The sequence below is a fragment of the Klebsiella sp. Shm-1 genome, from assembly GCF_040804525.1.
Lineage (GTDB): Bacteria > Pseudomonadota > Gammaproteobacteria > Enterobacterales > Enterobacteriaceae > Klebsiella > Klebsiella pneumoniae.
Window position 1 is genome coordinate 2475301 of the sequence record NZ_CP161823.1, and the last position, 19186, is coordinate 2494486.

The following is a 19186-nucleotide window of genomic DNA, read 5'->3' on the forward strand; positions in this document are numbered from 1 at the left end:
CCGGCTGGCGGCTTTACACCGCCAGCTGGTTGACCACCTCGGCCACAGAGGTGATGGCACGGATGTTGCCGATCCCCGCGCCCACCGAGATATATCCCTCATCAGTATTCCCCTCCAGCATGCCCAGCCGCATCCCGCGCAGCCCGCCCATCGCCTGGGCCAGCTCGGCTTTTGAGGCGCCGGCCCGGTCCATGGCCACCAGTGTGTCGCTCAGTTTGCCGGGCAGCGCGCGGTAGTAGTCCGGCAGGGTACGGAACAGGCGCAGATCCAGACCGTTGGCGGCCACAATTTTCGCTTTCACCGAGTCGGGAACCCGGCTTTCGATGGTGCTGATAAATACCGAACCGGCGAAGACGCCCTCCGCACCCAGGGCATGAACGGCGCGCGCGCCCCGGGCGTCGGTGATCCCTCCGGCGGCCATCACCGGAACCCGCTGTACCGCGTCAACGATCAGCGGGACGATGGTGAAGGTCCCGAGGGCGGTACCCGGCAGCGTGCCGCCTTCGTCAAAGCCGGTGGCGACAATAATATCCGCTCCGGCCTGCTCCGCGCGGCGGCTGTTCTCCGGCGTCGGGTTGATGTCACGATAGATAATGGTGATCCCGGCGGCTTTCAGTTCGTCGAACAGCGCCGGTTTTAACGAACCGTCGCCGTAGCCGGTGTAGACCACCACCTTAACCCCTTCCTCTTTGATCACCGGGAGGATCGCCGGCGTCCAGATGTCATTTTCCGCCGTCGGGATCAGGTTGACGCCAAAGGGTTTCTCCGTCAGCTGTTTGGTTTTGCGGATCTCTTCGCGCATTTTCTCGGCGGTGGCCTCCGGGGTGGAGACGGCGGTTGCCGCCGTCAGTCCGGCGTTCGGGCCCAGCACGCCAAGCCCACCGGCGTTGCCGACGGCCGCCACCAGACGAGCATCGGTTAGCCAGGAGAGGGGCCCCTGGACCACCGGTTTTTCAATACCCAGAATGCGGGCGACGCGGTTAGGTTGCATGCTATTTTTCCTTGTATGTTAATAAGTTATAAATGTGTTCGCCCCAGCGATGCGGCAATGAGGGCAGTGTAGGCGTCTTTATTGTTTTAAAAAATGAGCAAAAACTTTCATCACTATTATTAAATTAGTAATAATGTGAACTGATGAAGAGGTGGGAGGCGGGCCATCATGCAAATGAATCTGTTTGAAAATATTAAAATTTTTATTGAAATCGTCGATGCCGGCAGCTTTGCCCAGGCGGCGGAAAATTTGCAGATCCACCGACCGGCGGTGACCAAAGCACTGCAGCAGCTGGAGCAGGAGAGCGGGGTCCGGCTGCTGCAGCGCACCACCCGGCGTCTGTATCTTACGCCGGAGGGGGAAGAGTTTTATCGTCGCAGCAAACCGTTGCTCTCCCAGGCCGACGATCTGCTGGAGTCGTTCGCGCCGGACCGGCCGATCCGCGGTCAGCTGCGCGTTGATATGCCGATCGCCTTTGCCCGGCTGCTGGTGATCCCGCATCTGCCGGATTTTTATCAGGCCCATCCGGAGGTGGAGATTGTCCTCAGCAGCTCCGACGTACGCCGGGATATGCTGCGCGATGGTCTGGATTGCCTGCTGCGGGTGGGGGATCTTGAGGATGGCGACTATGTGGCGCGTTCACTGGGGGAGGTGGCGTTAACCACCTGCGCCAGTCCGGGCTATCTGGCGCGCTATGGGGCGCCCGCGACGCTGGAGGACCTGCAGTCGCATCTGGCGGTGAACTGGGTGAACAGCAGCAGCCGGCAGATTATGCCCTGGCGATTCCAGACCCCGGAGGGCATCAGGCAGATCGCCATTCCCGGTAAACTGGTGCTGGACAACTCTGAAGTCTTTACTGCTGCCGGGCTGGCGGGGCTGGGGATGCTGCAGGGGATGCGTTTCTTTTTGCAACCTTATATCGACAGCGGGCAACTGGTGGAAGTTTTGCCGGACTTTCCGGCGCCGCGTCGACCGTTGTCGCTGCTCTATCCGCACCGTCATCTCTCGCATAAGGTTCGGGTCTTTGCCGACTGGCTGCAGGGGCTGGTAGCGACCCTGGACTGACAATCGGCGCTGTCGCCTTGACTCTATCGGCTGAGCGTTTATATATAAAATGTGAATGCTATTAATGCAACGAATCACAAAGCTGGATAACGACTTAACCTGTAAGGGAATGCTGATGAAACTCTGGAATAAAACACTACTCGCTTCCGCCCTGTGCCTGACCCTGTTTGGCTGCGACGATGCGTCGAAAGTTGATAACAAACTGGATAAGGCTAAAGATAATGCGGAGCAGATGAAGGATGCCGCGGCGGATAAAGCGCAGGCAATTAAACAGGATGCGGATAAACAAATCGATACGCTGAAAAGCCAGGCTGACGCCGAGGCCGATCGCCTGAAGGATCAGGCCAGCGCCATCAAGGCCGAGGCGGACAAGAAGGCGGACGCCATCGCCCAGCAGGCGAAAGCCCAAGCCGATGCGGTGAAGCAGAACGCAAAGCAGGAAAGTGACCGCATAGTCAAAGAGGCGGGTCAGATCAAAGACAACGCCATCGGTGACGCCAATCAGCTCTCGGCTGAAGCGGCGAGCAAAACCAAAGCCATCCAGGACAGTATCGCGAAGGATAAACAGAACGCCGCGCCGCCTGCCGCACAGCAGTAACTCGCGGTGTTTGCCTGACCCGCCGCCCGGAAATATAGGGAGCGGAGCCTGATAGATTGCCCGGCGGCGCTGCGCTTGCGCTGCCTACGCAGGAGCGCGTTGGCTGCGCAATGACCGGGTATCACCCTTTTGTAGGCCGGGCAAGGTGTCGCCGCCGCCCGGCACATGGACCGCAATAACATCCTGCTCAGGGGTATCTTACGATACCCCTTTTTTATGCCCGCCGTGGGTTCAACGGTTTGGCAGCAGGGTGCCTTTCAGGCCATGCGGCTCCGAGCGCAAATACTGCGACGGCACACGGACCTGGGCGCCAAGGCTGGCCGCAGCGTGCCACGGCCAGTGCGGATCGTAGAGTACCGCGCGGGCGAGGGCGATCAGGTCGGCATCGCCATTCTCCAGCGCCGCTTCCGCCTGCTGCGGGTCGGTGATCAGCCCCACGCCAATCACCGGGATGGCTACCTGCTGGCGAATATCGCGGGCGAAAGGCAACTGGTATCCCGGCCCAACGGTGATCGCCTGCTGCGGCGACAAACCGCCGCTGGAGACGTGAATATAGTCACTGCCCAGCGTTTCCAGCTGCTGGCTAAACTTAATGGACTGCTCGCAGTCCCAGCCGCCTTCGACCCAGTCGGTAGCCGACAGCCTGACGCCCACCGCCATGGTGTTGCCCACTGCCTCGCGGATCGCCTTAAAGACTTCCAGCGGATAGCGCATTCGGTTCTCCAGCGAACCGCCGTACTCGTCGCGGCGCTGGTTGCTGAGCGGCGAGAGAAACTGGTGCAGCAGATAGCCGTGGGCGGCGTGCAGTTCAATCAGCTCAAAGCCCAGCCGCTGGGCGCGCAGCGCGCTGGCGACGAAGGCCGCTTTGATGCGCGCCATATCGGCATGGCTCAGTTCAGCGGGGGCGCGATCGCCATCGTGAAACGCCACGGCGGAAGGGGCGACGGTCTGCCAGCCACCATCGTTGAGCGCCAGCTGATGGCCTCCCTGCCACGGGGCGGCGCAGGATGCTTTGCGTCCGGCATGACCCAGCTGGATCCCCAGACGGATCGGCGACCAGGCCCGAATATCTTCGACTACGCCGCGCAGGGCGTTTTCGGTTTCATCATCCCACAGCCCCAGATCCCCCGGGGAGATACGCCCCGCAGGCTCTACCGCCGTGGCCTCCAGAATTAACAGGCCGGCGCCGGAGAAAGCCAGTTGGCCAAGATGGATCCGGTGCCAGGAGGTCGCCTTACCCTCGTCGGCGGAGTACTGACACATCGGGGCGATAACGATACGGTTATCAAGGGTGAGTTGACCAATTCGCGTCGCGCTAAAAAGATGACTCATGAATACCTCGTAAATGTTAAACGTGGTCGTGCAGGGGACGGACAGTTGCTGTTTATAGCACGCCTGTTCACCCCCCCAGTATTCAGATATTGCGCTTAAGCGCTCCGCTATTCGATATACCAGAGACGGCGCCGTCGGCCGGCGGCCTGCTGCGACACGGCGCGGGCCATTGCGCTGCCAATCTCGGCGCTGGCCGTCAGCCCCTGCACAAAGGGGCGATCGTGCATCAGCCAGGGAAGGGCGCCGAAGGCGACCCGGCCGCGCACTGTCTCCGGCGCCTGCAGCGTGTAGTCATCACCGACGTCCGGAATGTCGTCGCCGCAGGCCAGCAGCTGCTGGCGCAGTGAAGGGAAGGGCAGATCCCGGGTTTTCAGCGCTTTTTGTCCGCGGGCATCGATAAAGACATCGAATTCGCAGCGCTGACGATGATGAACAATCAGCGTCCGGTCAGGCTCCCGCTGCAGCTCATAATCTTCGCCCAGCGTCAGGATCCGCAGAATGCCAGCCCGGTGCAAGGCCAGCAGCCGACGTATGGACTCCGGCGGAATGGCGGCGTAGTTATCGATAAATACCCGAGCGAGGCCCTGGCGGAAGCGACGGCTGTCCGCGTCGTTGAACTGCGGCACCACGGTTTCAATCGCCTCATGCAGGCGCAGAATGGCATAGCGCCAGGGCACCGTGTGGTGTTCGCGCTTATTGCGCTCCACCTCCTGCAGATTGCGCTGCGCCCACTGAAAGGGGTCATGGGTGAGGCGGTCGGCAAACCAGGCGTCGGCGATACTGTCAGGCGTCAGCTGACGAAGCCCGATCGCCTCGCTCCAGCCGGGGGCAGCATATTCCAGCTCTTTAACGATCAGCTCAAAAATCCGATCTAACAGAGCGTCGCTACCCTCCGCAATGGCCGCTTCGAGGGCGGCGGGAGTGGCAATCTCCAGCGGCTCCCACGGGATCGGGCAGTAAAAATCGGCCTCCGGCAGCACGCCGTGGCGTGACATCAGGGTGATCTCCAGCGCTTCGCTGCCTGGATGGAGGGAAAAATGGGTCGTTTTGTCGTCCTCGGTATGGAAAACGCCGTGGCGGGCCACTACCGCCACGGCGGCATCAATCGCGCTTAATGAAGTCCCAAGGATCCCCACCCGACAGGGGGCAATGCGGGCCTCCATCAGGCCGGTCCACGGGCTGGGGAAGTACTGTCGGCTGGCGCGCTCTTCTTCAGGCCACAGATGGCCGGTGGCAATCGCCACCAGGTCGACAATTACCGGGTCTGCTGCACTATCGGTGTGGATGGCGATCCCGGTGGGCTGAACCGCAATATCCGTGACTTCACAGGATTCACAAACGCTAATCACAAAGCCGACGTCCCGGGCCCGCTCAACGAGGTACAGAAAACGGTCGCGATAGTATTCGCCGAGGATCACCCGCGGCAGAAACTGGCGCTCATGCAGGGCGTGCCGTTCAAGCCCGCGCGCCGCCAGCCAGTCATCGCTTTGCTGCTGCAGCCATTGCAGGTAGGTCAGGTCGATGGGGGGGATCTCAATGCTGGCAATATTGGCCAGCATTTGCGCCGCGGTATTATCGTCACTGTAGGGCATACCCACCCCGGCCTGCGCCTCTTTTTCAAACAGAGTGATGGCCAGCGGCTCACCGCGCTTCACCAGTTCATAAAAGGTGTAAATCCCCGTCGGCCCCACGCCGACGATGGCAATTCTCTTCATGATTCTCTCCCTTCCTGTGGGCAGATGCGGCATTGATGACGCTTCGCTTAAGCGAACCTGGTTTTAATTCTGGTCGAAAATTACCGAACCGGTGAGGGGAACACGCAATTTGAAACAAATTAGCATGCTAATAAACTTGCCGATTGTCGTAAAAGGGGTGTAATTAACAAAAGAGCAACTTTCTATACAAACAATTTACACAGGCGGTGACCCCAGCTCGCTCTGCTGGACGCCGCGCACACTCCCGGCAATGCCGTCGGGATAGGGATGACAAGATGCACGGCTGGACCTCACGACAGCGTAATGCGGCGATAGCCAGTTTTTTAAGCTGGACGCTCGATGCTTTCGACTTTTTCCTGTTAGTTTTTTTACTGAGCGATATCGCCCACTCGTTTCATGTCGACCTTGAGGAGGTCACCCTGGCGATTCTGCTGACTTTGGCCGTGCGGCCCGTCGGCGCGCTAATTTTCGGCAGGGCGGCGGAGAAGTTTGGTCGCAAACCAATCCTGATGCTCAACATTGTGTTCTTCTCGGCTTTTGAGCTGCTCTCCGCCGCCGCGCCGTCGTTGATGCTGTTTTTCCTGCTGCGGGTGCTGTACGGCGTGGCGATGGGCGGGATCTGGGGCGTGGCCTCTTCGCTGGCGATGGAGACGATCCCCGACCGCTCGCGCGGCCTGATGTCCGGCCTGTTCCAGGCGGGATACCCCTTCGGCTATTTGCTGGCGGCCGTCGCCTATGGGCTGCTGTTTGAACAACTCGGCTGGCGCGGGATGTTTGTCATTGGCGCCGCGCCGGTGCTGCTGCTGCCGTTTATCTATTTCTGCGTCGAGGAGTCTCCGGTTTGGCAGGCGGCCAGGCAGAATAAAGAGAGTACGGCCCTGCTGCCGGTACTGCGTAGCCACTGGAAGCTGTGCCTGTACCTGGTGGTGCTGATGGCGGCTTTCAACTTCTTCTCCCACGGGACGCAGGATCTTTACCCGGTCTTTTTGAAAGTTCAGCACGGCTTCGAGCCTAAAACGGTCAGCATCATCGCGGTCTGCTATAACATCGCCTCGATCATTGGTGGAGTGTTCTTCGGTTCGCTGTCGGAGAAAATTGGCCGGCGCAAAGCGATTATGATTGCCGCTCTGCTGGCGCTGCCGGTTATCCCGCTGTGGGCCTTCGCCAGCGGCTCGCTGGCGCTGGGGGCTGGGGCATTTCTGATGCAATTTATGGTGCAAGGCGCCTGGGGGGTGATCCCTACCTGGCTCAACGAACTGGTGCCGGCCAACACCCGGGCGGTGCTGCCCGGCTTCGTCTATCAGCTGGGCAATCTGCTGGCTTCGGTGAACGCCACGCTGCAGGCATCAATCGCCCAGCATCATGGGCATAACTACGGCCTGGCAATGGCCCTGGTGGCCGGGACGGTGGCGATTGTCATTACCGTCCTGACCTTTTTTGGTCGCGAAGGCCGGGTGATCCAATCCGCAGGAGCGGGACATCACCAGCCGCTCTCCACCAGCCGTTAACTTTTGTGACCGGGCGTGGTCAGGCGCCCGGTCGCCTGGCGTTTTTCCAGGGAGCAAATGACAATCCCCAGCATGATAAACAGCGCGCTGAACAGGTGCCAGGCCTGCAGCTGGGTGTGCAGGAAGAGGATACTCAACACCCCGCCGGAGAGGGGGATGATGTGGGTATAAATTTCGCCCCGCGTAGCGCCAATGCTGGCGATACCTTTGTTCCAGAACAGATAGGCCAGCCATGACGGGAAAATTACCAGATACGCCAGGCCGCTGAGGTAAAACGGCTCGCGCCAGGCTGCCCAGTCCTGCGCCGGGTGGCGCATCAGCCAGAAGATGACGATTGGCACCAGGATCAGGGCGCCGAGCAGCGAGCTGACGGCGACAAAGCCATTCGCCGGGATTCGGCGGTCCTTCAGACGTAACAGCGAACAGTAGAGCGCCCAGCTCAGCGCCGACCCCATCGCCCACAGGTCGCCGATGGCAAAGGTGTGCAGAGAGGCGGCGTGCAGCGGATTTCCCTGAAATAAGAGGATCATCACGCCGAGGGTGCTAAAAGCCACTCCGAGCCAGTTACGCCCTGATACCGGATCGCGGAAAAATAGTCGGTTAATCAACAGTACCATGCTCGGCGTGGCGGACATATAGATGGCGGCGTTGAGCGCGGAGGTGGTTTGCAGGCCAATATAGAGCGTGAGCGGGAAACTGACCTGGCCGCAGAGGGTTAGCACCACCACCGCTGGCGCGTTTGCCCGCAGCAGGTGGCGACTGCCGGCGATTTGCCGTCGGTAGAGCAGGCCCAGCAGCAGCGCCGTCAGCGCCCAGCGCGCTTCGGTCATCAGGATCGGATCCACGCCCTGCACCAGCACGTGCCCGACAACATAATTCCCGCCCCAGAACAGAGCCGCCAGCGTCAGTAACAGATAAGGCATGATGGTTCCTTGTGTCGTTTGTCACTGTACTGAATGGTAATGTTATTGTTTTTATAATATCAATAATATTTTAGTGGTTTTTATTGTATTCATTTAAATTCTTTGATAATCAGTAAATTGAAGGCACGTGTGAAATTTACGTTGCCGCATTATGGACGGTACTATACCGTATAGTAGCCATGTATTTCACAGGGATAAATCATGCGTAACACAGATAATGGGGTGATTGGAAGCGACCAGACCGCGGTGATGGCCAGGCTGGCGCTGGATGAGTTAATTGACCAGCTTCTGCACAGCAACGCGCTGTCGCTGAAGCTGACGGCCAACCCGCTGGTGGCCGACAGAGCCTGGCATCTCACTGAGAATACCTGCATCCGCGCCTTCTCCGCTGACGATCCACAGGCCAAAAAGCGTGCGCACCACGCGCTGTTCATTCTCTATCAGTCCTGGCTTGCCGACCCGCTCTCGCCAGCGGCTGCCAATCAGTTTCATCCGCTGCTTTCCGGGATCAGAAATTACATCGAGTCTGAGTGGCTGCGGGCGGAAAGCAAACGCTTCCACCACCAGAGACCAATGCTTAACGCCGGCAATATCGTCGACGAACTGCGCGCCTTATGCCAGCAGCACCCGGCGTCTCATCATCCGCTGTTCGATTTCCTTGCCAGCGAGGCCTCTGCGGCGCAAATCGACTATTTCTTCAAAAGCGACAGCGCCCTCAATCTGCTTTTCTTCGATCTGGTGGCGATGGGGCTGGTGGGCTCGCTGCCGGAAACCCGCGCTGAGATTGCGCAAAATCTGTGGGATGAGATAGGCCAGGGCAGCACTGAGATCACCCACGTCAATTTGTACAAGGATTTACTGAAGCGGCGGAATATCGCTTTGCCGGACAATCATTTTGCCCATTTGTACGAGTGGCAGGGGCTGGCCGGGTATAACGCCTTTATGCTGGGCGGCGTAAACCGTCAGCATTATTACAAATCGCTGGGGGTCATGGCGATGACCGAGCTGCTCGACCCGCCGCAGTATGAAAAACTGGTGGCGGGCTGTCGGCGGATTGGGCTTTCCGAGCGCGACGTGCATTACTATGCCGAACATATCACGGTCGACATCGGTCATGCGGATGGCTGGCTGAACAATGTGATTGTGCCGATTGGCAAAAAACATCCGGCGGCGATGGAGGAGGTCTTCTTTGGCGCCGCGCTGCGTCTGCAAACCTGCAACGATTACTATGATGGTCTGCTGGCGGCCCTGCAGTCGCTGGGCGGCAGCTTATCATCTCACAGCGTACCGCCTTCTGAGTAAATAAGCGCTTTGGCCGCGCTCCAGGCGGTCACCCCTGGCGGGATCTCCCGGCATTCGGCGGACTCGGCCTGCTGGGCGGCGATGGCGCCATCGATGAGCATCACCATCATCATGGCCACCCGCTCGGCAGGTTCCGGTTTTAACACCTGCAGGAGGATATCGCGGAAGAACTGCCAGAGGAGCGACTTAAATCGGGAGCATTGCTCCCGGATCGCCGGCGATGACGCGCCATATTCAAACAGCGCGCGAGTAAACATGCAGCCGTGGAACGTTTCGCAGGTAAACCAGCGATGGTAGTAGTCGAACACGGCGAACAGCTTTTCCCGCGCGCTGGCTTTATCCGCGGTGATCTGCGCCAAATCCTGCATAAATTCGCTCTCTTTCTGCTTGAGGATAGCCAGAATGAGCGCCTCTTTATCGGCGTAATAGCGGTAGAAGGTCATTTTGGAGATGCCAGCATGTTCAGCAATCCGCTCGATGCTGGGCGACTGATATCCTTCGCGATTAAACAGCGTGCTGGCGTGGCGGAGAATGTCCGCTTGTTTTGGCTTCATGCGTTTTCCTGTCGAATGGTTCGCTGTCACGATTGCCGGTGACACGGCCGTCCTGCGACAGCGGTGCATTATGCCGGATCTTGCCGCCAGACGGGCAAAAAGTAAATCAGCCGCGGTTTATGCGGCGTCGGTTCCCTCAATAAAAACAAGATTGCGTAGACATACACAAGTCATGTCCTTATGTTTCTGAACCGGCGTATTATTCGGACCTTTATACACATAAGCTGTGAATGATGTACTTTCTGAAGTCTGAGACGGTTACAGCAGGACAGGCATCGAATGAGGGTATTACAGACATCATTACCAGGATGATCCGATAACTATGATGAATCTTATTAAAAGATTGCTGCGAAGAATATTCAGGTCGTTAATTTCATCTTATGGCCCAGCTGTACTGACCATCCTCTTCGCCGTGGCGCAAGGGCTCTTTTTTCCAGAGACGCCTCTCTGGCTTGTTCCCCTGTTTTTCGTATTTGTTATTGTAATGTTTTATCGGTTTGTGAAATTTTAATATCGAAATTTAACTTTATATTAAATTGACAAGGAAGTGCGATGGCTGGGTTGAGGCTGCGCAGGTTAAGATGGCCCCGCCATTGCCCGTCTCATTGAGAAGAAGAGAAGAGATGAAATTACCCCTGACCACGCCCCGGCTGCTGCTGCGCCGGTTCAGAACGGAAGATCTGCCGTCTTTCAGCCATTATCGCAATCTGCCGGAGGTGGCCCGCTTTCAGAGCTGGACCCACTACGGCATGACAGAGGCGACAGCCTTCTATGAACAACAGCGTTCGCAGGCCTTTGCTGAGGATGAGAGCTGGTTCCAGCTTGCCGTAGAGATTCAGGCCAACGGTGCGCTGGCGGGAGATGTGGGGATCCACTTCTTAGATCACGGCAGACAAGCCGAGCTGGGGATGACCTTTTCCCCTGCGTATCAGCATCAGGGGTATGCCCGGGAAGCCATGCGGGCGGTGATGGCCTTACTCTTTGAACAGTTAGCCCACCACCGGCTGACAGCGGTGGTAGACACCCGCAATACCGGCGCGATCAAACTCCTGGAAGGGCTGGGCTTTCGTCGCGAGGCGCATTACCGGCAGAATATCTTTTTTAAAGGCGAGTGGGGCGATGAGTACCTGTACGCGCTGTTGCGTAGCGAATATCAGTGAAGTGACGGGCGAGCCGTCACTTCTGCCCGGCGGACGATTAGCTATGCTGGCGGATAAAGCGCGCGCGCCACGGTTTTAGCACCCACAGCGCGAGGGCGGCGGTGACAAAATCAAGGCCAATCGCGCAGCTGAAGACCACATGCCAGCCGTGAGTGTGCTGATAGAGCAGTGCCGCCAGCGGACCGCCAAAGATTGACCCGATGCCCTGCGAAATATACAGCCAGCCATAGTTGCTGGCGGCATGCTCGCTGCCGAACGTATCGGTGAGCGTCGACGGGAAGAGCGAGAAGATCTCCCCCCAGCCAAAGAACACCACCCCGGAGAGCAGGACAAACAGCAGCGGATCTTCCCGGCACGCCAGCCAGAGCATCATCGCTACCCCCTCCAGCGCAAAGGCGATAAACATGGTTTGCTCGCGGCCGAAGCGGTCGGAAATAAACCCAAACAGCGGCCGGGTTAAGCCGTTGGTAAAGCGGTCTATCGTTAACGCCAGCGGCAGCGCCGCCATGCCAAACACCACCGCCTGGCTAATGCCGAAATCCTCGGCGAACACCGCCATCTGCGAAGTGACCATCAGCCCGGAAGTCGACATCATCGCCATCATGGCGAACATCAGCCAGAACAGCGGCTGGCGCAGCATTTCCCGGGAAGTAAACGATCTGCTGCTCTGCACCACCGTCTGACTGACGGGCTGGGAGACAGCAAGGGGCGGCAGCTTCAGCCCCTGACTGGCGAGGAAGCCGACGAGGGCGAAAAGGATCCCGAAAGTCGTCATCGTGTGTTCAAGGCCGTTAGTGGTCAGCGACAGGGAGATGGGGAAGGTGGTTATGATGGCCCCCATCCCGTAGCCCGCCGCCACCGCGCCGGCGGCAAATCCCCGCTGCTGTGGGAACCATTTGACCATCAGGCCGACAACGCCGATGTAGACGATCCCGGTCCCGAGGCCGCCCATGCAGCCATAAACCAGCCAGAGCGTTGCCAGGCCATTCACCTGCGCGGAAAGCACCCAGCTCATTCCCGCCATCACTGTGCCAATAGCGATCAGCCGCCGTGGGCCAAATTTTTCCACTAACCGCCCCTGAAAAGGGGAAAAGAAGGTCTGCAGGATGATCAGCAGCGAGAAGGTGACCTGCAATTCTGGCAGACCGACGCCAAGTTTGGCGGCCAGGGGTTTTGTCAACAGCGTCCAGACATATTGCGGACTGGAGATGGCGGCCATACAGATCAGGCCCAGCACCAGCTGGCGCCACTTGCCATATTTCGGGGTAACCAACGGTTCGCTGAGTGTCGTCATGTTGTTCTCCGTTTTCAGTAAGCAGGCTTCCGTGAAACGCATCCACCCTGGATGCCTCACAGAAAGGGGAAGGTTGCGACCGCAGACTGGCGACCTGTTGTGGCCATATGGCATACGTTCTTGTCCACATTGCGGTATACAAGCGAAGAGCATTAATCGTGCCATATAAAATAATTTTTTATATTCAACTGGTTAATGTAATGAGGGCATGTCTGACGGGGGGCGGCATGGTGAATGTGCGGCACCAGGGCGGTGCAAATGAATTATCGCGGTGCGCTTTACCTGCTAACTGGCGTAGGAGACATCGTATATCCTGGACTGGCGCTAGACGGACTTCAGTGCAAAGCCGCCCAGGCGGGTCGAGGCTACGAAATCACCGCCTGGGGCGGCTGGCAAGATAAACGGGAAATGAGGCTGGCGGTTTACCCGCTTAGTAGCGAAAAAACGCTACTGTCCCGACTATTTTTTGCTTTATGAGCTGGGCATTTATTGTATGGACTCTCGCAGAGAGACATTCTTCCTGGTAGAAACCCTGGCTACCACACACAGATACTAGATAGGGGAAGCCTTATCGCCCTATATTAAACTCATGCCGCGGTACTGGCCCGGACTTTGAGCACTGACGGAATTTCAATGAACTTTTCACCAGGCTTATCGTTAAGCAGTTCGAGAAGAGCTTTACCGGCTTTCACCCCAATGTCATGCCAGGGAAACTCAACGGTTGTCAGGGCAGGGGAACAGACTGTCGATAACACTCCTCCGCCTAAACTCGCAATGGCTACGGTATTGGGCACCTTAATGCCGGCACTGTGGCAGGCCATCATACATCCACAGGCCATTTCATCCGACGTGCAAATTAACGCATCCAGATCGCCCCAGGTAATCATCATATCCTTGAATATATTGACGCCTGTGGCGATGGTAGATGGCAAATGCGTGGTTACCACCCGGTGCGGGGAGCGGTTCAGAGCGAGCATCGCCGTATTCCATCCGCTCAGCAACTGGCGAAACATTGTGTTATTAGCCGGGGTACAGAGCAGTGCGATGTTTTTTAATGAGGCGTCGGCCAGATGAGTCACGATCTGTTTTACGGCCTTACCGTAATCCACGCCGATGCACATACCCACAGGGTGGGTATTTAGCGCGCCAATTTCCAGAATAGGAACATCCACGTTGGCCAGCAACTGGGTGCAGCTCTCAATGGTATCGATATTGAACTGAATAATGGCCGCCGGGTTATAGGCGAGCATTTTTTCAAACGTCTTTTGTTCACTTTGACCGTCATGCCCGGATTCCATAAACATCATGGTATATCCGCGTTCGGTCAGCACTTTTTGCAGCGCTTCAGAGACCGGCAAAAAACCCGGCGAAGAGAAGGTGGGAACGACGGCGAGAATAAGATCGGAATGGACCGACGCCAGATTACGTGCCTGCAGATTAGGGACATAGCCGAGTTGACTGACGGCCGCATCGATGCGATCGCGAAGCTCAGGATTCACTTTTTCAGGCATTCTCAGCGCTCGCGAGACGGTCATGGCGCTCACACCGACAAACTCAGCCACCTCGGTCAGGGTTATCTTACCCGTTCCTTTACGTCGTTTTTCTTTCGGGCTACCGTCCGCGTCTAAACTCTTCACCAAAATCACCAACCGTTTGAAAAATAAAATATAACGAAAGTATATCTGCGAATCGCATTATAACTTACCACAGCGAGGGGGAAAGCACATTATAGCCAGTGTTAGCGGTAACGCACTTTTTAACACTTTTCTTTGTTAGCGCTAACTTTGGGAGGTGTATCACAGTTGCATTTTATTTAGCTGTTTATAGTGCAACACATAGCCCCCCTCGGGAGAGCATATGATCAGAGACTGGTTAACCCCGGATAAAATTAAAGTCATTAACTCAATAGATAGCTGGGAAAATGCTGTTCGACTTGCAGCAGAACCCTTGCTGATGCAAGGGTATATAGCCGGGTCGTATATTGAGGCGATTTTGCAAAGCCATAAAGAACTTGGGCCCTATTACGTATTAGCTCCCGGCTTGGCGATGCCTCATGCCCGTCCTGAACAGGGGGTATTAAGAAATGGATTATCGCTTCTTCATATTAAAGAAGGGGTGTCGTTCGGCTCGACAGAGAACGATCCGGTATACGTGGTAATCATACTATGCGCTCGTTCCGGAAATGAACATATCACGATGATTGGTGAACTGGCTGAAATCTTTAGCGATCAGCAAAAGTTACACCGATTGTTAAATGCCGATGATAGCAAGGCGATTTAGGCCGTTATTGACTGAAGGAAAACAGAATGAAAAAAGTGCTTATCGTGTGCGGTAATGGTTTAGGCAGCAGCTTCATCGTTGAAATGAATGTCAAAAAGATCCTTGCCGAAATGAATAAAGAAGCTGAAGTCGCACATACCGATCTGACGTCGGCAAAAAGCGAAACTGCCGATCTTATTCTCAGCGCCAAAGACATTGCAGAACATCTTAGCAGTCACTCTGCAAAGGTCGTTGGATTAAGTAATTTACTTGATAACAATAAAATTAAAGAAATTTTAGCAGAAAACATTTAAGCAACGGCTATCTGATTCGTGGAGTTTAACATGCTTCATTTTCTTATTTATGATGTGCTAGGAACACCGGCGATACTGGTTGGTTTATTTTCACTGATCGGTCTGCTGTTGCAAAAAAAAGGAATTTCAGACGTTATTTCAGGCACGCTGAAAACCATCATGGGTTTTGTCATATTGACCGCCGGCGCCGGTATTATAGCCTATACGTTAACCATCTTTAGCCAGTTATTTGAGCATTCTTTCCATATTCAGGGCGTGGTGCCCAACACTGATGCCATGGCCGCTCTGGCGCAGAAGAATTACGGCACGGAAACCGCCACCATTATGGTATTGGGCATGCTGATCAATATCGCCCTGGCGCGTCTAACGCCATTAAAGTACATCTTTCTGACCGGACATCATACGCTTTATATGGCTGCGATGCTGGCGGTTATCCTGTCTGTAGGGGGCTTGTCAGGGGGATGGGTGGTGGCCATCGGGGCGGTTATTCTCGGTGCGATGATGGTCATCTCCCCGGCTATCTTGCAGCCGTTTACCCGTAAAATAACCAACACCGACGATCTGGCGCTCGGGCATTTTGGATCTATTGGCTACCTGCTGTCCGCGCTGGTGGGCAAAATTATTGGTAAAGGTAGTCCCTCGATTGAAGAGATCAAAGTACCTAAGTCGCTCAATTTCCTTCGCGACTCATCGGTGGCCATCTCTCTCACCATGATGATTCTGTTTCTGGTGCTGGTGCTCGTTGCGGGCAAATCCTTTGTCGAGGAGACCCTGAGCGCTGGTCAGAACTTTATTATCTTCGCCATTATTCAGTCCCTCACGTTTGCTGCAGGAGTTTATATCATCCTCGCCGGGGTTCGGATGGTGATTGCCGAGATCGTCCCGGCGTTTAAAGGGATTGCGGACAAACTGGTTAAAGACGCGAAGCCGGCGCTGGACTGTCCGACGGTGTTTCCCTTCGCTCCGAATGCCGTCATCGTCGGCTTCCTCGCAAGCTTTGTCGCAGGACTGGTCAGTATGTTCCTCTGCCCGCTGTTCGGCTTGAGCGTCATCGTCCCGGGCCTGGTTCCCCACTTTTTCTGCGGGGCCACAGCGGGGGTTTACGGCAACATTACCGGCGGACGTCGCGGGGCGGTGGTAGGGGCTTTTGCTCACGGTCTGCTCATTTCGTTCCTGCCTGCCATTCTCTTGCCCATGATGGGGGATATGGGACTGGGCTCCACAACCTTTGGAGACGCAGACTTTGGCGTTGTCGGCATCGTGCTGGGTCATATCATCGCAATGTTTAACTAACTATTTATCGGAGGTGGTTTATGAGCGCTAAATTTTCACCGTCACTGATGTGCATGGATTTAACGCAGTTCAAAGAGCAGATCACGGCAATGAATAAAAAAGCGGATTTTTACCATGTTGATATAATGGATGGCAATTACGTCCGCAATATCACACTGTCTCCCTTTTTTATTGAGAATCTGAAAAAAATTACTACTGTGCCCATTGATGTTCATCTGATGGTGAATCATCCGGAAGATATCATTCCCATGTGTCTCGAGGCCGGCGCCGATATCATCAGCTTTCATCCCGAGACGGCGAATAACAAAATATTCCGCCTGCTGAATCAGATCAAGGATGCGGGCAAAAAGTGCGGGGTGGTGCTGAACCCGGCGACACCGGCAGAAAGCATTGCCGAATATGCGCATCTGCTGGATAAAGTGACGGTCATGTCGGTTGACCCTGGCTATGCCGGACAAAAGTTTATTCCTGAGTCGCTGAACAAGATTAGAAAGCTCATCAACATGCGCAAAAATAATGGTTATCACTATCTGACGGAAATTGATGGCTCTTGCAATGAGAAAACCTTCGGTCAGATTGCTGAATCCGGGGTAGATGTCTTTATCGTCGGCACATCGGGTCTGTTTTCGCTCCATGAGGATGTCAGCCAGGCGTGGGACAGAATGATCGAGATCTTCCAGCGGGAAACTGTCGCTGCATAACGGGTTATTTCTCTTCGAACCACAGTGTGTATTTGAATAAGCCTTAAAAGATCTGCATCACGCCAGCGATGCTGGTTTGTTATTTAACGACCACTCTATATGAATGCGGGTGAATCATGGATATTTCGACAGTGCTTAATGTTAAAAACATCAAGTTAAATATGACCGCCAGAACCAAAGAAGAGGTGATAGAAGAACTCACCGATTTACTTATCCAGGATGGCGCCGTCACCAATAAGGAAGACTTTATTCGTGATGTCTGGTTACGCGAGGAGCTAGGCTCTACCGGCTTTGAAAACCATATCGCTATTCCACATGGTAAATCTTCCGGTGTTTCCCGTACCGCATTAGCCATCGGACGCACGCAACATGCCATTCCCTGGGAGACCATGGATGGCAGCGACGTCCGCTGTGTTATTTTATTTGCGGTTTGCCTGGTGGATCAAAATGCCACCCATATTCGCCTGTTGGCACAAGTGTCTGGGTCACTGGCGGATGAAGACATTATCGCTAAATTACTTGTTGAATCTGATCCACATAAAATCATTGCGCTTTTCAATTCAGAAACAGAAAACGCCGATGCTTAATACCAACTTGCTAATATCGATTAGTAATTTATTAAATTAATTAACGGAGAAACATTATGAATATTGTCGGCGTTACCGCCTGCACGGTGGGGATTGCACATACCTATATTGCGCAAAAGAAAATTGAAACTGCGGCTAAAAAAGCCGGACATAACGTTAAAATCGAGACGCAAGGAACCATCGGCATTGAGAACTCGTTAACCGCTGATGAGATTGCCGCAGCAGATATTGTCCTGCTTGCTGCCGATGTCAAAGTAACGGGCGAGGAGAGATTTGCCGGCAAGAAAGTCGTTAAAGTCGCGACGGAAACGGCAGTCAAATCCCCCAATAAGTTGATTGAAAAACTCAGTGAACTAGTCAATTCATAATTTTATTTCGGCCTGGCGACTCTACATTAAAGGGCGTGACTTATGTCTCTAAAACAAATATGGCAAGCAGCAAACCCTAAAGGACATCTGCTGACCGCTATCTCGTTTCTGATCCCCATTGTCTGTGGTTCTGGGTTTATTATCGCCATCGGCATGGGGCTTGGCGGAACGGTGCAGGACACGTTAACTCCGGGACAATTTGATGTATGGCAGGCGATGGCCACCCTGGGCGCCAAGGCTCTTGGGCTGTTGCCGGTGGTGATTGCCGTGGGAATATCTGGCTCGATTGCCGGCAAACCAGGCATCGCGCCAGGATTTGTCGTCGGGCTGGCGGCGAATACCATAAGCGCAGGCTTTATCGGTGGGATGATTGGTGGCTATATTGCGGGGTATATTGCGCTGGCGATCATTAAAAACGTCAAGGTGCCTGACTGGGCCCGCGGGTTGATGCCGACGCTGATCGTTCCCTTTTTTGCCTCCATTATCAGCTGCCTGATTATGGTCTATATCATCGGTACGCCTATCGGTATCTTTACGGAAGCGCTTACGTCTTTCCTGAGAAGCATGGGCACGTCGTCGAATTTGGTGTTAGGCGCAGTCATAGGCGCATTGTGTATTGTTGACTTTGGCGGCCCGCTAAATAAGACATGCTTTGCTTTCGTGCTGACCCTGCAGGCGCAGGGGATAAATGAACCCATTACCGCGCTTCAGTTAGTTAACACCGCTACGCCTATCGGATTTGGCCTGGCTTTCTTTATTGCCAAACTGCTGCGTAAAAATATCTATAACCGTGAAGAAGTGGAAACCTTAAAATCAGCGGTTCCGATGGGGATTGTGAATATCGTTGAGGGTTCTATTCCGATCGTCATGAATGATATTGTGCGCGGTATCGCGGCGGCGGCTATCGGCGGCGCGTGCGGCGGGGCGGTCACCATGGTCTATGGTGCGGATGCGACGGTTCCTTTTGGCGGAGTATTGATGATCCCCACGATGTCACATCCGATGGCAGGCATCATGGCCCTGCTGGTGAATATCGTTGTTACCGCCACGGTCTATGCCGTCATCAAAAAAGATATCCCTCGCGACGTGATTGTTGATAATGATTACGAAGAAGAGGATATCGACCTGGATGATATTAAAGTGAGCTAACGTATCCCAGGGTTATTTTAAATCAACATTAAGCTCTTCCTGTAAGAACATCAGCCCATGACTAAGCATTACT

Annotated in this window: 21 protein-coding genes; 14 read left to right on the forward strand and 7 right to left on the reverse strand. The window is 55.1% G+C overall.

The genetic code is table 11. The annotated features are described in order from the left end of the window. Nucleotides 1-13: 13 nt before the first annotated feature. Nucleotides 14-991, reverse strand: coding sequence for a nitronate monooxygenase family protein (locus tag AB1E37_RS12130; RefSeq protein WP_032447570.1), 978 nt, complete (start codon nucleotides 989-991; stop codon nucleotides 14-16). Between the two features lie 174 nt (nucleotides 992-1165). On the opposite strand from AB1E37_RS12130, the gene AB1E37_RS12135 reads away from it, so the two are divergent. Together AB1E37_RS12135 and AB1E37_RS12140 are read left to right on the forward strand one after the other, a co-directional pair. Further along, the gene (locus AB1E37_RS12135) at nucleotides 1166-2056 is read left to right on the forward strand and encodes a LysR family transcriptional regulator (RefSeq protein WP_004218747.1); all 891 of its coding nucleotides are present in this window, start codon (nucleotides 1166-1168) and stop codon (nucleotides 2054-2056) included. 64 nt (nucleotides 2057-2120) lie between these two features. Further along, a complete protein-coding gene (locus AB1E37_RS12140) occupies nucleotides 2121-2654 on the forward strand; it encodes a hypothetical protein (RefSeq protein WP_004179939.1) in 534 nt (177 codons plus the stop codon). 231 nt (nucleotides 2655-2885) lie between these two features. Here the strand turns inward: AB1E37_RS12140 and AB1E37_RS12145 are convergent, their stop codons facing one another. After that, a complete protein-coding gene (locus AB1E37_RS12145) occupies nucleotides 2886-3986 on the reverse strand; it encodes an NADH:flavin oxidoreductase/NADH oxidase (protein WP_004176123.1) in 1101 nt (366 codons plus the stop codon). A 107-nt stretch (nucleotides 3987-4093) separates the two neighbouring features. After that, nucleotides 4094-5701 (reverse strand): FAD-NAD(P)-binding protein, encoded by a 1608-nt coding sequence (locus AB1E37_RS12150; protein WP_020805167.1) that lies wholly within the window; start codon nucleotides 5699-5701, stop codon nucleotides 4094-4096. A 275-nt stretch (nucleotides 5702-5976) separates the two neighbouring features. On the opposite strand from AB1E37_RS12150, the gene AB1E37_RS12155 reads away from it, so the two are divergent. Further along, nucleotides 5977-7209, forward strand: a complete 1233-nt coding sequence (locus AB1E37_RS12155) for an MFS transporter (protein WP_004148411.1) — start codon at nucleotides 5977-5979, stop codon at nucleotides 7207-7209. Here the strand turns inward: AB1E37_RS12155 and AB1E37_RS12160 are convergent. After that, the gene (locus tag AB1E37_RS12160) at nucleotides 7206-8132 is read right to left on the reverse strand and encodes a DMT family transporter (RefSeq protein ID WP_032447569.1); all 927 of its coding nucleotides are present in this window, start codon (nucleotides 8130-8132) and stop codon (nucleotides 7206-7208) included. The genes AB1E37_RS12155 and AB1E37_RS12160 overlap by 4 nt on opposite strands. Before the next feature lie 201 nt (nucleotides 8133-8333). Here AB1E37_RS12160 and AB1E37_RS12165 point away from each other — a divergent pair, with 201 nt between their 5' ends. Continuing rightward, nucleotides 8334-9434 (forward strand): iron-containing redox enzyme family protein, encoded by a 1101-nt coding sequence (locus AB1E37_RS12165; protein ID WP_004148409.1) that lies wholly within the window; start codon nucleotides 8334-8336, stop codon nucleotides 9432-9434. Here AB1E37_RS12165 and AB1E37_RS12170 read toward each other — a convergent pair. Beyond that, nucleotides 9410-9988, reverse strand: coding sequence for a TetR/AcrR family transcriptional regulator (locus AB1E37_RS12170; RefSeq protein WP_004199932.1), 579 nt, complete (start codon nucleotides 9986-9988; stop codon nucleotides 9410-9412). The two genes, AB1E37_RS12165 and AB1E37_RS12170, sit on opposite strands and share 25 nt — an antisense overlap. A 322-nt stretch (nucleotides 9989-10310) precedes the next feature. On the opposite strand from AB1E37_RS12170, the gene AB1E37_RS12175 reads away from it, so the two are divergent. After that, nucleotides 10311-10499 carry a hypothetical protein gene (locus AB1E37_RS12175; protein ID WP_004148407.1) on the forward strand — a complete coding sequence of 63 codons (189 nt, stop codon included), beginning with the start codon at nucleotides 10311-10313 and terminating at the stop codon, nucleotides 10497-10499. A gap of 70 nt (nucleotides 10500-10569) precedes the next feature. Then, nucleotides 10570-11148, forward strand: a complete 579-nt coding sequence (locus AB1E37_RS12180; RefSeq protein WP_014907574.1) for a GNAT family N-acetyltransferase — start codon at nucleotides 10570-10572, stop codon at nucleotides 11146-11148. Nucleotides 11149-11185: 37 nt separating this feature from the next. On the opposite strand, the gene oxlT is transcribed toward AB1E37_RS12180, so the two are convergent. Next, nucleotides 11186-12484, reverse strand: coding sequence for an oxalate/formate MFS antiporter (oxlT, locus tag AB1E37_RS12185; protein WP_075201678.1), 1299 nt, complete (start codon nucleotides 12482-12484; stop codon nucleotides 11186-11188). A gap of 216 nt (nucleotides 12485-12700) precedes the next feature. On the opposite strand from oxlT, the gene AB1E37_RS12190 reads away from it, so the two are divergent. Continuing rightward, nucleotides 12701-12919: a hypothetical protein gene (locus AB1E37_RS12190; RefSeq protein ID WP_020805169.1), complete on the forward strand. Its 219-nt coding sequence runs from the start codon at nucleotides 12701-12703 to the stop codon at nucleotides 12917-12919. A gap of 110 nt (nucleotides 12920-13029) precedes the next feature. On the opposite strand, the gene AB1E37_RS12195 is transcribed toward AB1E37_RS12190, so the two are convergent. Further along, on the reverse strand, nucleotides 13030-14082 hold the full coding sequence (locus AB1E37_RS12195) for a LacI family DNA-binding transcriptional regulator (RefSeq protein ID WP_004151868.1): 1053 nt from the start codon (nucleotides 14080-14082) through the stop codon (nucleotides 13030-13032). A gap of 217 nt (nucleotides 14083-14299) precedes the next feature. On the opposite strand from AB1E37_RS12195, the gene AB1E37_RS12200 reads away from it, so the two are divergent. The 7 genes from AB1E37_RS12200 (at nucleotide 14300) to AB1E37_RS12230 (ending at nucleotide 19113) form a co-directional block, all read left to right on the forward strand. Beyond that, on the forward strand, nucleotides 14300-14722 hold the full coding sequence (locus AB1E37_RS12200) for a PTS sugar transporter subunit IIA (RefSeq protein WP_117116809.1): 423 nt from the start codon (nucleotides 14300-14302) through the stop codon (nucleotides 14720-14722). Nucleotides 14723-14748: 26 nt separating this feature from the next. Then, nucleotides 14749-15015: a PTS sugar transporter subunit IIB gene (locus AB1E37_RS12205; protein ID WP_004176134.1), complete on the forward strand. Its 267-nt coding sequence runs from the start codon at nucleotides 14749-14751 to the stop codon at nucleotides 15013-15015. A 30-nt stretch (nucleotides 15016-15045) separates the two neighbouring features. After that, the gene (locus tag AB1E37_RS12210; protein ID WP_004176135.1) at nucleotides 15046-16308 is read left to right on the forward strand and encodes a PTS ascorbate transporter subunit IIC; all 1263 of its coding nucleotides are present in this window, start codon (nucleotides 15046-15048) and stop codon (nucleotides 16306-16308) included. A 20-nt stretch (nucleotides 16309-16328) separates the two neighbouring features. Then, nucleotides 16329-17009 (forward strand): D-allulose 6-phosphate 3-epimerase, encoded by a 681-nt coding sequence (gene alsE / locus AB1E37_RS12215; RefSeq protein ID WP_004179925.1) that lies wholly within the window; start codon nucleotides 16329-16331, stop codon nucleotides 17007-17009. A gap of 116 nt (nucleotides 17010-17125) precedes the next feature. Then, on the forward strand, nucleotides 17126-17596 hold the full coding sequence (locus tag AB1E37_RS12220) for a PTS sugar transporter subunit IIA (RefSeq protein ID WP_002905131.1): 471 nt from the start codon (nucleotides 17126-17128) through the stop codon (nucleotides 17594-17596). A gap of 56 nt (nucleotides 17597-17652) precedes the next feature. Further along, complete coding sequence (locus tag AB1E37_RS12225; RefSeq protein ID WP_004190049.1) at nucleotides 17653-17964, forward strand: PTS fructose transporter subunit IIB; 312 nt, start codon at nucleotides 17653-17655, stop codon at nucleotides 17962-17964. 42 nt (nucleotides 17965-18006) lie between these two features. Continuing rightward, nucleotides 18007-19113 (forward strand): PTS fructose transporter subunit IIC, encoded by a 1107-nt coding sequence (locus AB1E37_RS12230; protein ID WP_004176140.1) that lies wholly within the window; start codon nucleotides 18007-18009, stop codon nucleotides 19111-19113. The last annotated feature ends 73 nt before the right edge of the window (nucleotides 19114-19186 follow it).